At 55.9% G+C, this 14,608-nt stretch carries 12 protein-coding genes; 1 reads left to right on the plus strand and 11 read right to left on the minus strand.

What is annotated here, in order from left to right; all coding sequences use genetic code 11:
* Positions 1-35: 35 nt before the first annotated feature.
* The 5 genes from C5748_RS10435 to C5748_RS10455 all read right to left on the minus strand — a co-directional run bounded on the left by C5748_RS10435 (position 36) and on the right by C5748_RS10455 (position 6,040).
* Entirely contained in the window at positions 36-1,211 is a 1,176-nt protein-coding gene (locus tag C5748_RS10435; protein ID WP_105741873.1) for an ornithine cyclodeaminase family protein, read from the minus strand.
* Positions 1,212-1,440: 229 nt separating this feature from the next.
* A complete protein-coding gene (locus tag C5748_RS10440) occupies positions 1,441-2,733 on the minus strand; it encodes an NAD(P)/FAD-dependent oxidoreductase (RefSeq protein ID WP_105741874.1) in 1,293 nt (430 codons plus the stop codon).
* A gap of 73 nt (positions 2,734-2,806) precedes the next feature.
* The gene (locus tag C5748_RS10445; protein WP_105741875.1) at positions 2,807-3,229 is read right to left on the minus strand and encodes a RidA family protein; all 423 of its coding nucleotides are present in this window, start codon (positions 3,227-3,229) and stop codon (positions 2,807-2,809) included.
* Positions 3,230-3,317: 88 nt separating this feature from the next.
* A complete protein-coding gene (locus tag C5748_RS10450; protein ID WP_199194758.1) occupies positions 3,318-4,571 on the minus strand; it encodes an ornithine cyclodeaminase family protein in 1,254 nt (417 codons plus the stop codon).
* A gap of 23 nt (positions 4,572-4,594) precedes the next feature.
* The gene (locus tag C5748_RS10455; RefSeq protein WP_199194759.1) at positions 4,595-6,040 is read right to left on the minus strand and encodes an APC family permease; all 1,446 of its coding nucleotides are present in this window, start codon (positions 6,038-6,040) and stop codon (positions 4,595-4,597) included.
* A gap of 128 nt (positions 6,041-6,168) precedes the next feature.
* Here C5748_RS10455 and C5748_RS10460 point away from each other — a divergent pair, with 128 nt between their 5' ends.
* Positions 6,169-7,191, plus strand: a complete 1,023-nt coding sequence (locus C5748_RS10460; RefSeq protein WP_105741974.1) for an AraC family transcriptional regulator — start codon at positions 6,169-6,171, stop codon at positions 7,189-7,191.
* A gap of 140 nt (positions 7,192-7,331) precedes the next feature.
* Here the strand turns inward: C5748_RS10460 and C5748_RS28565 are convergent, their stop codons facing one another.
* The 6 genes from C5748_RS28565 to C5748_RS10485 form a co-directional block, all read right to left on the minus strand.
* Positions 7,332-7,901, minus strand: coding sequence for an aldehyde dehydrogenase family protein (locus C5748_RS28565; RefSeq protein WP_199194760.1), 570 nt, complete (start codon positions 7,899-7,901; stop codon positions 7,332-7,334).
* A gap of 159 nt (positions 7,902-8,060) precedes the next feature.
* Positions 8,061-8,681 (minus strand): aldehyde dehydrogenase family protein, encoded by a 621-nt coding sequence (locus C5748_RS28570; protein WP_199194761.1) that lies wholly within the window; start codon positions 8,679-8,681, stop codon positions 8,061-8,063.
* A 47-nt stretch (positions 8,682-8,728) separates the two neighbouring features.
* Positions 8,729-10,582 (minus strand): dipeptide ABC transporter ATP-binding protein, encoded by a 1,854-nt coding sequence (locus C5748_RS10470; RefSeq protein ID WP_105741876.1) that lies wholly within the window; start codon positions 10,580-10,582, stop codon positions 8,729-8,731.
* 3 nt (positions 10,583-10,585) lie between these two features.
* On the minus strand, positions 10,586-11,443 hold the full coding sequence (locus tag C5748_RS10475) for an ABC transporter permease (RefSeq protein ID WP_105741877.1): 858 nt from the start codon (positions 11,441-11,443) through the stop codon (positions 10,586-10,588).
* Positions 11,440-12,456, minus strand: coding sequence for an ABC transporter permease (locus C5748_RS10480; RefSeq protein WP_158259840.1), 1,017 nt, complete (start codon positions 12,454-12,456; stop codon positions 11,440-11,442). The genes C5748_RS10475 and C5748_RS10480 overlap by 4 nt, the downstream gene beginning before the upstream one ends.
* A gap of 75 nt (positions 12,457-12,531) precedes the next feature.
* A complete protein-coding gene (locus C5748_RS10485; RefSeq protein ID WP_105741879.1) occupies positions 12,532-14,058 on the minus strand; it encodes an ABC transporter substrate-binding protein in 1,527 nt (508 codons plus the stop codon).
* Positions 14,059-14,608 lie beyond the last annotated feature (550 nt).

The raw sequence follows: 14,608 nt of genomic DNA on the forward strand, positions 1-14,608 counted from the left end.
AGGCAAAGCCATGGGTTTGGCTTGTCTGGTCAGGTTCACCTTAATGCGGGAACGTCCCAGAGATTCAGTTTGACACCGACCCCCTCCTGGACCGCGTTGCGGTAGACGACAGTGCCCCAAGCCACGTCCTCGACGGGCATGCCGCCCACGGACATGATGATGATCTCGTCATCATCGCGGCGTCCCGGTGCTTCCCCTGCAACGATCTTACCGAGGTCTTCAAGCTGATCGTGAGACATCCTGCCTTCGGCAATCAGGTCCATGAACCGTATGCCAACTACCGGGATCGAATTGTGGACCGGCTTGGGATTTTCTTCATACCAGGCTTCATAAAGACCGGGATTATCGAGAACTTTACGGATTTCAGGCGACTCCATGCCCGTATCGATATTGCTCAGCGCCGGCATCGACAGGAGGGTGCCAGGACTGACCCATTCGCGCTTCACCATGGGATATGTCGAAGGATCACCTGTTGCGCCCGAATTGCAGAAGGTCACGATATCGGAATCCCTGACCACTTCTTCGACGCTATCGACGACAACGACATTGGTGATCTGAGGCAAGGTTTCCGAAATCCAATTCAGAAAGGCGTCCAGGTTTTTCTTGCCGCGGCCCTTGACCTTGACTGTATCGATCTGGGGGCAGACCGCCATGAAAGCCGAGAGTGAGGTCTTGGCCATCACGCCCGGTCCGAGGATGCCGACGACCCGTGAATCCTTGCGCGCAAGATGGCGCGCGCCGACGCCAGGTACTGCACCAGTGCGATAAGCCGAAAGGAGATTGGCCGACATGACCGCCAGCGGCGCCCCGGTGTCCGCGTCATTGAGGATGAACATCAGGATCGAGCGCGGCAGTCCTTTCTGCCGGTTTTCGATATTGGAGCCGTACCACTTCATGCCAGCCGTGCGGAAGCGACCGCCCAGATACGCTGGCATCGCCATGAAACGGCGATCAGGGGTCGGCGTGGGCATATAGGGGAAAGGCGAGGTCTCCGGGAAAATCACCACCGAACCGTGAGAATTGTTGTTCGCCCCTGCCATGCGGTAGTCACCATGGTAGAGCAGCCCGAACATCTCTTCCATCGTGTCCACGCACGCTGCCATGTTGGTGACGCCCGCGCGTATCATGTCCGGCTCGGAAAGGTAGATGAAGTCGATCAGTGTCGACGAGCTCTGGTCGTCAATGGGATGCTCACGATTATCTTGAAGCATGGAGACTACTCTTCTGTTTTTGATCTGCAAAAACTGTCATGAAGAGGCAAGACAAGGAATGACTGAAGCGGCCGATAATTTTGCGGATCAGGCCAGAGCGAGTCTCGAACAGCTCCATGTTTGGGCTTCAAGATGCGTGGTTCGGCTTCTGATCCGCATTTGGCAAAAGCCCGCAGCTTTGCGCGCCTGCCACCAAAACCTGCATAATTCAGTTCATGGATTTGCGGTGTTAAAAGCGTTCCAGCCGGTATGGGGCAGGATCAACGATCGGCGTGCTGCCGGTGAGAAGATCGGCTGCGAGTTGTCCGGCTGCAGGACCTGTCCCGAAGCCGTGTCCCGAGAAGCCCGACGCGACGGTGAACCCCTGCACCTTGGCGACTGGCCCGATCGCTGGCAGGGAGTCGGGCGTGATATCCATCATGCCGGCCCAGACTTCCTCAATCACTGTGCCGTTGAAGGCAGGCCAGGCCGCTGTCAGGTTACGCATGGCCTCGGCGTTGATGGCGGCATCTGCTGGCGGGTCCATCGTGCGGATGTGTTCGAAGGGCGACTTGCTTTTTGGCCCCCAGCGGCGCGGCATGGAAATATCCGTGAGACAGTCCTTGCCGAGGCTGATACGCAGAAGATCGCGCTGTCCGCGCAGCATGTGCATATAGCGCAAGCCGATCAGCAAATGATCGAGCATCAAGGGTGCGCCCAAGGCACCGCGCTGGGTAATGGTAAAGCCCCCGTCCTTGCGTTTGCGAAACGAAAAATCCGGACCGCCCACTGCAATTTCGGTTGGGCCATCCATAGGCGCGGTACGGATAACCGACGAAACCAGTGGCAGCGTCGGTAGCGAGACGCCGAGATTGCCGAGGAACCTGCGCGACCACAGACCTGCAGCCAGCAGAACCTGATCGCAGCGGATTTCCCCACGCTCGGTAACAACACCACTCACCCGTCCGGCCGCAAGCGACAGCGTACGGACAGCGCAGTTCTCAATGATCACCACACCCTTCTGGATGGCGGCATTGGCAATTGCGCTTGGAGCAAGCGTGGGCTCGGCGCGGCCGTCAGACGCGGTATAGATGCCGCCCGCCCATGTGCCTTGTCCGCCGGGCACCAGCGTATCAATGTCCTTGGCGCTCAAGAGTCTGGAACCAAGCGACAAGTGGCTCACAGATTTGAGCCAGTCCATATGCATCGGCATTTCGGCTTCCGTACGGGCAAGATACATAATGCCGGCCCGACGGTAGCCGACATCGGCTCCAACGCGCTCGGACATGGTTGCCCAGAGCCGATCGGCAGCCAATGACATCGGAACGTCCGGTGCCGAGCGTCCCATCTTGCGCACCCAGCCAAGGTTGCGCGACGATTGCTCACCCGCCACCCTGCCTTTTTCAAGCACCACGACCGGAATGCCCCGTTCCGCCAACGTCAACGCGGCTGTCAGTCCCACGATCCCAGCACCGATCACGACAACCGTAGTCGAAGTCGGAAAAGCGGTGGAGGTTTGAACGGGAGAAATTGTCGGTGCCATGGATGTCATCCTTGGGACTGTGGAAAATTGGCAGCACGGCACAATGGCTGAGGCCATCGCCGCAAGGCCATCTTCAAAGCGAAATGACGCGTTCTTCGATGTCTGCTTTCGATGCGCCACGATAGGCAGTGACCTCGATTTCGACCTTGTAGGCCGTCGAGCCAAGCGGCGGGCATGTCACGGTGCTGGCCGGATTGATGCCACTGAATTTCTCGCCGACCTTTGTCATGACCGCCGCCGTGTCTTCCGGATTTTGAATGAAGACGCGGGACGAAATGACATCGGCGAGGCTCGCATCGACGGCCGCAAGCGCGCGCTCGATGTTGGTGAAGACCTGCACGGTCTGTTCGGTCACATCCACGGGGATCTCTTGGGTCTGCGGATTGCGGCCCGCAGTGTTGGACACGAAAATCCAGTTGTCGACCGCCACGATACGAGAGTAGCTACCATGGTCCTCGAATTTGGAACCTGTCTTGATTTTAACGACCTTGGTCATGTTGTCTCCGAAATTTCTGGGAATGAAGGATGGGGCAAGCCGGGTCGTGCTGATCGGATTGGATCAAGGGCCCGCCCCGGAATGCACGTCAGCGCAAAACGGGTACATCCCAGAGGTTCAGCTTGACGCCGATACCCTGTTCGATCGCGTTGCGATAAACCACGGTGCCCCAGGCCACGTCCTCGACCGGCATGCCACCGACAGACATGATGATGATTTCATCATCATGTTGGCGCCCAGGGGCGTCGCCCGCGATGATTTTGCCGATGTCTTCGAGTTGATCGCGGTTCATGGCGCCCTCCGCAATCATGTCCATGAACTTGACGCCGAGAATTGGCACATAAACATGGGCGGGCTTTGGCAGTTCGTGATACCAGGCATCATAAAGGCCGGTGTTGTCGACAACCTTGCGGATATCAAGCCTTTTCATGCCCTCGTCGATATCACAAAGCGCTGGCATAGCCAGAAATGCGCCCGGTTTCACCCATTCGCGTCTTACCTTGGGATAGGTCGATGGATCGCCCACGGCGCCTGAATTGCAGAAGGTTACGAGATCCGAGTCACGCACCACGGCTTCAATGCTATCGACAATCTCGACATTGGTGATCTGCGGAAAGGTGCCGCTGAGCCATCCCAGAAAGCTGTCGAGGCTCTGCTGGCCCCGGCCCTTTATTTTGACCGTGTCGATCATGGGGCAGGTTGCCATAAAGGCAGAAAGCGTGGTCTTGGCCATGACGCCGGGACCGAGAATGCCGACAGTTCTGGAATCCTTGCGCGCCAGATGACGTGCGCCGACACCTGGAATGGCGCCGGTGCGGTAGGCGGAAAGCAGGTTGGCAGACATGAAGGCGAGCGGCGCTCCGGTGTCTGCGTCGTTGAGGCAGAACATGAGGATCGACCGCGGGAGTCCTTTCTCGCGATTGGCGATGTTGGAGCCATACCATTTCATGCCGGCGGTGCGGAACTGTCCGCCCAGATAAGCCGGCATTGCCATGAAGCGGCGATCGGCGGTCGGCTTTGGCATATCAGGGAAGGGCGAAGTCTCCGGGAAGCTGATGGCAGCACCGTGGGAGTCGTTGTTAGGGCCGGCCATGCGATAGTCGCCGTGGTACAATAGCCCGAACATTTCTTCCATTGCGTCAACACAAGCCGGCATATCGGTGACACCGGCTTTGATCATGTCTTGCTCGGACAGATAGACGAAGTCGATTTTGGTATCTTCAGTCATTGTTGAAAGCTCTTTTAGCGTTGTTGAGATCAGGCCGCGCAGCCCCTTTGAGCCGCCTTGGTCAAATACGGGTTCTGTGGGAGTGTCTTCCGGAAGACGTTCATGAACGGGCATTGCGATGCAATGCCCGTCAGTTGCTATTCCTCGAAGATCTTGCCGAGCGCTGCATAACGAGCAGGGCTGGTTTTTCTGATCGAAAGGGCGAACAGAGCGCCAAGAACACCAACCGCGACGACGACGACCGGGAAGGAATTGACGACGATGTTCGAGGTTCCGGCAAGCAGATCCAGATTGGAGGTCACCAATACCAAGCCTCCCGCCAGCCCCAGGAGTGCGACTGCCGGAGCGACGACCGTTCTCAACACGCCATGGCCTCGCCGGTTGTTCCAGAAGAACATGATGATCGCGATCGAGACGAGCACCTGCACGGTCAGGATGCTGAGAACCGCTAGTGCGGACATATAGGAAAACACAACTGCGAACGGATCTTGTTCCGCAAGGGCAAAGGCAGCCAGGGTAGCGGCCGCAATGAGGGATTGCAGCATACCCGCCACATAGGGCGAACCATGAATCTCATGGACCTTGCCCAGCACCTTGAATGCCAGCCCTTCCCGGCCAAGTGCGAAGAAATAGCGGTTCAAGGTGTTGTGGAAGGACAGGATGCAAGCAAACAGGCTGGTAATCAGCAAGATGTTCATCGCATGGGCGGCCCATGGGCCGAGCACGACTGTAGCCGCGTCAAAGAACAATGTGTCGAGTGCGCCCTTGGCGGTGTCCTGGATTTTGGAAGGTCCGTAATACTGAACGATTGCCCAGGTTGAAAATGCGTAGAAAACGGTAATCAGCAGAACGGAGAAATAGGTTGCGCGCGGGATCGTGATTTCCGGACGATGCGTTTCTTCACCGAAAATTGCGGTTGCCTCGAAGCCGATAAACGAACCGATAACGAAGACCAGCGATACGCCGAGACCGGGTGCGAAGACAGTTGCCGGTGCAAATGACGTCATGCTGAACCCTTCCGGTCCGCCGCCGTGATAGACGATGCCAAGGTCGAGGAGGAGGAGAATGACCATTTCCACCAACATGCACACGCCAAGGATCGTTCCCGAGAAGGCGAGGTTGCGTTGTCCTGCAAAATGGACAATGAGCAGGAATGCGAAGGACCAGACCCACCATGGCAGATCAAGGCCGAGGCCCGCAAATGCACCCTGAGTGAAGACCCCGATAAGACCGTAAACGGCGATTTGTACCGAGCTGTATGTGAGAAGCGCAATGAAGGCACCACCAACACCGGCAGGCTTGCCAATGCCATTTGCAATATAGGTGTAGAACGCGCCGGCACCTTTGATGTGACGGCTCATGGCTGTGAACCCAACCGAGAAGATCAGATACAGAAGACCCGCCAGGATGAAAGCGCCGGGTACGCCGGCACCGTTGCCAAACGCGAAGGCCGGTGGTGTTGCACCGACGACCGCCGTGAGTGGTGCGGCGGCGGCGACGACGAAAAAGACGATGTGGGCAATGCCGACAGAATTGCTCGCCAGCTTGTTGGCGGGCATGGTGGTGCTATCTCCAATATTCATCTTGAACCCCTTTTTTATCAATTGTTATTTGCAAGACTTAAGCAGCCTTCTTTGCGCCGCAGTATTGCAAAGTGTGCCATTAATTTGATAATATGCGCCAAATTCCGGGTAATTTGCGGGGCGCGACCATGAACGAAACCCGTAATCCGACAAGAGCCGTTGCCTTCATCAGAGTGTCGGCGATCAAGCTTCTGCTTGAGCAATTTGACAATCGCCAAGAAAAAGCTCGCGAACTTCTATCCCGACACGGCATCATGCGGCCGCTTCTCAGCGATCCCTATGCCGTCATTCCGCTACAGCGCTTTGTCGCTTTCTTTGAAGATGCCGCCACAGCGCTGGATGATCCCTTCTTCGGGGCCAAGCTTGGGGCGGTTTTCAAACCAGGTGATATCGGACCAGTGGGAATGCTCTTTTCGCTTTCGCCGTCAATCATGGACGCGTTCGATCGTATATCGAAATTCGCCAACTCGCTGCAGAACACGACGAATTCCAACATAGTCATGGATGGTGATACTCTGGTCTGGAGCTACCGGATATCGGACAACTCAATCTGGCCGCGCCGACAGGATGCGGAATATTCGTTGGCCGCGAGCTGCCAGCTCGTGCGCTCCAACTTCAAGGCAAGCTGGAAACCGTTAGAAGTTCATTTTGAACACGAAATGCCGGCTCAGCCCGAGGTGATCCGTAGAATCTTCAGGTCGCCGGTCTTATTCAAGCAGTCCAGCAACCGCATTGTCATGAACCGCGAAGAAGCGGTTCAGATATATCGAAATGAAAACAAGGAGTTGTCTCTGATTCTGGAGCGACATATGTCCGATCTCATGAGCCAGACCTATGTTGGTCAGAGCCTAAGCTCCAAGGTCAAATCACTCATCGGGCTTTATATCGGAAGACGGCACATAACTGTCGGCCTTCTAGCCGAAGAACTGGGCCTCACGCCGAGAACTCTCCAGCGAAGACTAGGGGAGGAGGGGGCTACGATCCGCAATCTCACTCTGTCTTGCCGCCAGGAACTTGCTCGCAACCTGTTATCGGCAGAGAATTCGACCATGTCGGATATTGCACAGGCGCTGGGCTACGCTGATGGTGCCGTCTTTTGCAGGGCCTTTAAAAGTTGGGCTGGCCACCCGCCTTCAAAGACGGAAAACTGAAAACCCATGTCCGTCAGCGAATGATCTGAAACAGATCGGGATCCGAAAATCTGAAGTTTCCGGTCCGCCTGCCGGTTAATGTGAGATGCTTGCTGCCGATGTTGTGAAAGAACCCGGTGCACATCTATTTAAGTTATTGCTCACGTAAAGTGTTGGACAACTGCCTTTACCCTTGTGTGGCCGAGTACGGCCTTTTCGCCGAGATCGAAACCCTGACCGGAATTCTTCCAACCTCCGAACGGGAGCGCCATATCCAGTGCATTGCGAACATTCACCCATACCGAGCCAGCCTTGATCCCTCTTCTCTTCATCCGTATTTCTCGTGTGTCGTTGCTCCAGATGCTGGCCCCGAGCCCGAACATGGTATCATTGGCCAATTGCAGCGCCTCTTCGTCCGCCTCAAATGGTGCAGCCACGAGAACCGGACCGAAGATTTCTTCGGCAACAGGGGTCATGCGGGATGTCAGATCAGTCAGAATTGTCGGCTCGATATATGCACCTGAATGATCAGGGCTTCCGCCTCCAGTCACCAGACGCGCACCTTCCGACTTTCCGGCTTCAACGAATTGAAGGACACGATCGCGGTGTGCACAGTTTGTGAACGGTCCCATCTGCGTTTCGGCCAGCAAAGGCGAACCCATTCTGATCGAGTGTGCAATCCCGGCCACACCTTCGACAACTTCGTGATACCGGCTGGCATGGACATACAAGCGCGATCCAGCGCAGCAATTTTTGTCCGTGATTGGCGAAAATTCCCCAGGCGGCCGCCGGGATCACTGTATCGAGATCGGCGTCCTCCATGACAATGAAAGGTGACTTTCCGCCAAGCTCCAAACTGATGCACCAATGCCTCGCCGACCTGCGATCCGCTACCAGTCAAGACAATTAAGAACACCTTCTGGAATGCCTGCTTCAACCGCCAGTTCTGCCAGGCGCAAAGCGGTGAGTGGGGTCTGCGGTGAAGGCTTGAGAACGACCGTGCATCCGGCCGCAAGTGCCGGGGCGATTTTCCAGATCGCTATCCCGAGTGCAACGTTCCAGGCAACGATCGCCGCAACGACGCCAATCGGCTCGCGATAAGTGTAGCCATCGAATTCACCTTGCGGCATGTAGGGAATCGAAAGGGGCAGTGTGGTGCTCTTTATCTTGGTTGCCATTTCAGCCATATACCGCAGCACAAGGACGGAATGCTCGACGTCAATCCCGCGTGTATTGGACAGCAACCGACCGGACTCGATGGATGCGATTTCCGAGATCTCGCGACTGTTTTTCAGCAGCAAATCCGCCAGACGCAGCAGGCATGCCTCGCGCTCGTGTGGCCGCTTGCGCGCCCATACCCCGTCAAACGCCTTGCGGGCAGCGATCACCGCAGCGTCAACATCAACGTGGGTAGCTTCTTGTGGCGGTGGATGCGGTTTGCCCTGTGGTGGCGTCAACGATGTCGTAGCGCTCTTCTCCCAGGACCGATTTGCCGTCGATGAAAACGCCATGCTCTCGGTTCAGGAAGGATCGAGCCTCCGCACCGAGAAGTTCTATGTCATTTTCCAAATGCCTCATTCTCGGCTTCCTGATTAAGAGTATGGGGGTGCCACCGAGAGTTTCCTTTCGCTGCTGCGATAAGCTCTTTCGTGTAGGCGTGTTGCGGGTTGTTGAAGACTTCTTCCACGGGACCCTGTTCGACGATCTCGCCTCTGCACATCACCAGCGTCCGATCGCAGACCTGGCGGACGACCGCGAGGTCGTGCGATATCAACAGAAGCGAGAACGATGCTTCTTTACGAAGTTCTCTGAGTAATTCCAGGATCTGCGATTGCACGGACACATCCAACCCCGATACGATCTCATCGGCAATCAGAAGACGAGAATTGGAACACAGAGCCCGCGCGATGTTCACACGTTGTTTCTGCCCTCCGGAAAGCTGATCGGGGAATCGTTCGATGACATCTGGCGGCAGCATGACCTTGACCAGCAGGTCTTTGGCCAGTTGCTTTCTGGCTGACGGAGAGAGCCCGCTGTCACGGCACTCCAGGCTTTGTGTCACCAGACTCCCGATTCGACGACGCGGGTTGAGTGCAGACTGCGGATCCTGGAAGACAAGCTGAACTTGATCGAAGAAATTGTCACGGGGCGTTGTGACGCGATCCATGCCTACGACGTCGAGAACGCCAGTTGTAATGTCTTCCAACCCGACGACGAGTTTCGTCAGTGTGCTCTTGCCGGATCCGCTTTCACCCACAATGCCAACGAACTCGCGTTCGCGCACCTCGAAATTCAGACCCCGCAATGCCTCAACCTGATGCACCCGACCAAGCCAATCGTGCTGGCGGTAGGATTTCCCCAGGGCCCTCGCTCTTAGCACCAGGTTGCTTCCCAGGCCGAGGCCCTCGTCATCTGCCTTCAGCGGAGGCGTCGCAATCGTTTCAGTCCGCTCCGGCCAATGGCATGCGCTCCAATGTGCGGCAGAAATTTCTTCCAACAGGGGCCTCGAACTGCTGCAGCGATCGTCCGCAACGGGACAGCGCGGTGCAAATTCGCAGCCGGCCATGGCAGTTCGTTCAAGCGGGCTCGGCATCGCTTTGGGCATAATCATCAAATGGGTCTTCGGTCCCGTCAGGTTTGGGGTCGCCAAATTTAGGCAGCTTGAATAGGGGTGCCTCGGCGCATTGATGATCCTTCGTGCATCTCCCGTTTCGACAATGCGTCCGGCATACAAGACGGCTACATCGTCACACACGTCGGCAGCGAGCTGCAGGTCATGGGTGATGAACAGCACAGACGTGTTGTGGGCTTCGCGCATCTTCGCAATGAGTTCGACGACCTTCAACTGGATGGTGACATCAAGTGCCGTCGTCGGCTCATCCGCTATGACAAGGCGAGGATTGGAGGCGAACGCCATCGCGATCAGGACTCGCTGCAGCATGCCTCCCGACAATTGATGGGCATAGCTTTTCAAGAGCTCCCTTGGCCGGCCCAGCCCCACTTCAGAGAAAAGATCGATAGCGCGCTGTTCACGCGTTCGTGCGCTTCTGATTCCGATTCTTGCAAGGTGGTGACAAACTTGGTGACCGATCGTTAGCGTCGGATTCAGGGCGGTCATCGGCTCCTGTGGAATGAACCCGATATCCCGACCCAGGAGATCACGGCGCGTTTTCGCAGTCATGTCTGTCAGGTTCAATCCGTCGAACTCGATCGAGCCGTGTGAGATTGAGAGTCCAACAGGCAACGTATCGGCGATGGCACTGCCGATCATCGACTTACCCGCGCCGGATTCTCCAATGACCCCAAGGATTTTGCCTGGACCGATCGCCAGGTCGACGCCACTCAGAATCCTGTCGCCGGTCCTCAGCGAAATATCGAGATCTTTGATGTGGAGAATATTTTGCTCTGCCACGGATCAGGCGTCCCGATTTGCGGTTTGACGCGGATCGAGCGTCCGCCGCAGGCCTTCGCCAAAAAGATTGAAGCTCAAGACGGTCACAAAGATCGCAAAAATGGGCAAAGCAAGACCCCAAGGCGCCTCATACATGTCGATGCGCGCATCTGCGATCATCTGGCCCCAGGCCGGCACGTCTGACGGAACGCCCATTGCCACAAAGGAAAGGATCGCCTCGACCACAACCGAAATCCCCATCTGAAGGCTGAGCAAAGTGATCAGCATAGGCAGGGTTGCCGGCAGTATTTCCTTGACGATCACGCGCGCATGCGAAAATCCGATGAGACGGGCAAACGCGACATAATCCTGCCCTCGGACCACCTGTACTTCGCTGCGCAACACACGACAGAAACGGGTCCAGTCCACCAGCACAATGGCCAATATGACTTTGTCAGTCCCAACACCCAGGCCGATGATCAAGAGCATCGACAGGACAACCGGTGGAAAAGACAACCAGACCTCCACGGTCCTGCTGATGATCCAATCAACCCAGCCCCCGAAATAACCAGCCAAATGGGCGAAGAAGGCACCCAGAACCATTGCACCGAACGACGCGGCAGTGGCGACGGTCATTGCGGTGCTAGCGCCATAGATAAGACGGGAAAGCGTGTCACGGCCAAGACTGTCAGTCCCCAGAAGATGCTCGATCGAACCGTTTGCGGACCAAACAGGTGGGGCAAGTATATAGAGAAGCTCCTGATCATTCGGATTGTACGGAGCGAGCCATGGCGCGAAGATGCCGCACATGAGAATGAGCGCTGCGACAGCCCCCCCGACCAGAAGGCTCAGATCGGGCAGACGAAACGATTTGCCCATCATCCGTTCCTCAGCTTCGGGTTTAGCAAATACGCTGCGGCATCTGCCAACGAATTGAAGACCAGCGTGGTGGCGCAATAGATCAAGGCAATGGCCATGATGACCGACAGGTCAGCCGTCTGCATGGCTTTCACCATCAGATTGCCAAGCCCCGGAAAGGAGAAGATCATTTCGACAAGCAGCGTGCCGCCGAACAGGCCGCCGAACTGTGTTCCGACCAGAATGACCACCGGCAGTATGGCATTCTTAAGGGCCTGTCCGAACAGGATCTCGCGGTCGCTCAATCCACGAAGCCGGGCCTGCCGAATATAGCTTTGTTGATAGGTGTTTATCAGGCTCGAATGTAGCACGCGAACAATAGTCGGAGAAAATGCCAAACCAAGAGCCATGACCGGAAGCGCTATATGGTTGAGAGCGCTTGCGAATATCTTGATATCGCCTGTCAGAAGGGAATCGACGAGCAGGAACTCCGTGTGAACGGGAACCTGAAGACCTGGGTCAAGACGTCCATTGACGGGGAAGATGGGCAGCAAAACCCCGAACAGCAGAATGAAAAGCAGAGCGAGCAGGAAATCAGGCAAAGCCATGACCGCCGACGTAACCATCATCCCAACGGACGCAAAGGGCGTCCCGTTGGCTGAAAATATCAGCAGTCCACCAACCGTGCCCACGAAAACGGCAAAAACCAGTGAGCACATCACCAACTCGATTGTCGCAGGCAGTCGCTCCAGTACTATGGTTGCCGTTGACATTCTATATTGAGACGACACACCGAGATCGCCGACAACAGCTCGCTTGAACCAAATCGTATACTGTTCCCAAATGGGCCTGTTTAAACCCATCTCTTCGCGTTTATCTTCGACCTGTTGGATCGTTGCAGACGGTGGGAGGGACATTTGGGCCGGATCTACGGGTAGAATTCTCAATGCCCCGAAGACGAGTATCGTAACAACAGCGAAAACGGGAACAATCGCCAAGAGCCTTCGACCTATGACGCGTATAACTGCTTTGATCAAAGCCATACCTCCATAGCGCCGACAAGGCTCGTCACCGCCGCATTTGGCGATGACGAGATCTCGACTGAATACAGCCTACCCAGATGTGATTGCGCTCGGTCGAATCAAACCGTTGGACCAAGGCGTCAGCGCGATGCCCTTTCGATAGCCAATAGTTTGGATGGCTTGGAGGAGCGGAACCATCGCCCCTTCATTGATGAGGTATTTGTTAAGTTCCTCATATCCCTTGATACGCTTTTCGTAGTCTGGTTCCTTGAGCAGCGGCTTGACCATGGCGGTGACTTCCGGGGTCCTGTAAGTCGAAAAGGGTAGGTCCGCGTCAAACATGTTCCCGGCGAAAAGTTCGGGATCACCAGTCCCGTTCTCCCAGACAAAGAGGGAAGCGTCCGGAAGCTTACCCGAGGCGTTGAGGTCATACCACTGCGCCTCGGTGATCACAGTCAGGTTGGCTTTGATGCCGACCTTTTCCCACATCGTCACAATGGCGCGCGCGATATCATAGTCACCGGGAAACTGGCCGTTTGTCGTGGCGAAATCGAGGCTGACGGGATTGTCAGTGCTGTAACCCGATGCCGCCAGGAGTTCCTTCGCCTTGTCTTGATCGTAGGCGAAATGGAAATCGGGCGGAAAGCTGGGCATTCTAGGGATGGTTGGCACGTCGATCGTAACGGCGTCACCGCCGAAAAATGCTTTTGACAGAAGCTCCTTGTCAACGGCGTGGTGTGCGGCAAGGCGAATGTTGTGATCTTCAAATGTGCCATCAGCACGGATAGTGACGTAGATTATCCGTGCTATCGGATTTGCGACCGCGTTGTAGCTGCCGCTTTGCCGCAGGCGTTTCACATCGCGGATCGACAATTCCGTCGCGATATCGACAGTGCCTGACTCAAGCGCAGCAAGGCGAGCAGTCGGGTCTGGGATGATCTCGAATGTTAGCTGTTTGATAGAGGGGAGTTCACCCCAGTAATCATCGCGCCGCGTCAGGACGATGCGGCTGTCCCGCTTGTACTCTTTGAGCACATAGGGACCGGATCCCATCGGTTCCGTCTGCAAAGCGTGCGGGCCAACTTTTTCCGCATAGGCCTTGGAGATGACGTAGCTGGCGCTGAAACTGAGCCATTGCGGAGCCGCCGGGAACGGTTTTGAAAACCGCATGATCGCTTCGGTCGGAGAGACAACCTCGATGTCCGAAACGATGCCGAAGCCTACGACAAGGTCGATTTTATCGCCGTTGGCGGCACGCTCATAGTAGGTATAGCGAAAATCTTCCGCGGTCAGTGGAGTTCCGTCAGAAAATTTCACATCATCACGGAGCTTAACGTGCAGGCTCATGGCGTCGTCCGCCATTTTCCACTCCGTCAAAAGGCCGGGCACAAGTTTGAGGTCATGTGTCTGATCAATCGGTTGATCAAAAACGGTTTTCAGAATTGTTTGCGGGTCGGGAGCCAGCCGTTGATTGGGATCCCAGGTAACCGGGTCGGTCACCCATGCAATCGAAACATTTTCGATTTCGTCGGCGAATGCAAAATCTGGTCGAGCCAGTAACGCACAGCCGGCCACACCGGCGAGTTTCATAAACAGACGCCTGTCGATCTCATTCATTTTGGAACCCCTCCCTCTTACTTGTTTTAGCGTTCTTAATGCTGCCCTAGGCGGACTGCCTTGGTATCGGCATGGGCCCAAAGGGCTTTTTCTTCCAAAATCATGTCCAAGCTGTGTTGACGTCACCTCAGCAAGTGCGAGAGCAATTTACGGGTCGTCCGCATGATGTGGCGCAAAGACAATGATCGACTGCAGCCTGCCGGGAAAAGCCCAATGCAAGAAGCGCTTCCCGCCACGCCGATTCTGGTCATTGCGCCGCGCCGGTTGGTGCAGTACAAAATGCAACTCTCTGCCTTTGGTTGTAGTCGCATCGCGGCCACGAGTGGCGCTTTTTTGAGACTGCAGTTCTGGAAACTTGGACGAAGCCGCTCTGCTCGGACAGGTGACAAGTGCCTCCTGACCATAAAAAACCGGCCCCAGTTTGAACACCGCTGCTGTTGCAATCTGCGAAAGCCGCCTGCTGATTGCAATCAATCTGACCCAGAGAAATCATCAAGTTCGTTCCACCAATTTTTTGGTTCTTGCATAAAGAGTACGTTGCCACCAATCT

It is taken from the genome of Phyllobacterium phragmitis, from assembly GCF_002980495.1.
GTDB classification, from domain to species: domain Bacteria; phylum Pseudomonadota; class Alphaproteobacteria; order Rhizobiales; family Rhizobiaceae; genus Paramesorhizobium; species Paramesorhizobium phragmitis.

Excerpts from the sequence above, each read along its gene's own strand:
- C5748_RS10485 (WP_105741879.1), bottom strand. The coding sequence starts at position 14,058 with ATGAATGAGATCGACAGGCGTCTGTTTATGAAACTCGCCGGTGTGGCC.
- C5748_RS10450 (WP_199194758.1), bottom strand. The coding sequence starts at position 4,571 with ATGCCCGTTCATGAACGTCTTCCGGAAGACACTCCCACAGAACCCGTA.
- C5748_RS10440 (WP_105741874.1), bottom strand. The coding sequence starts at position 2,733 with ATGGCACCGACAATTTCTCCCGTTCAAACCTCCACCGCTTTTCCGACT.
- C5748_RS10455 (WP_199194759.1), bottom strand. The coding sequence starts at position 6,040 with ATGAATATTGGAGATAGCACCACCATGCCCGCCAACAAGCTGGCGAGC.
- C5748_RS10435 (WP_105741873.1), bottom strand. The coding sequence starts at position 1,211 with ATGCTTCAAGATAATCGTGAGCATCCCATTGACGACCAGAGCTCGTCG.
- C5748_RS10475 (WP_105741877.1), bottom strand. The coding sequence starts at position 11,443 with ATGATGGGCAAATCGTTTCGTCTGCCCGATCTGAGCCTTCTGGTCGGG.
- C5748_RS10445 (WP_105741875.1), bottom strand. The coding sequence starts at position 3,229 with ATGACCAAGGTCGTTAAAATCAAGACAGGTTCCAAATTCGAGGACCAT.
- C5748_RS10460 (WP_105741974.1), top strand. The coding sequence starts at position 6,169 with ATGAACGAAACCCGTAATCCGACAAGAGCCGTTGCCTTCATCAGAGTG.
- C5748_RS28570 (WP_199194761.1), bottom strand. The coding sequence starts at position 8,681 with ATGGCGTTTTCATCGACGGCAAATCGGTCCTGGGAGAAGAGCGCTACG.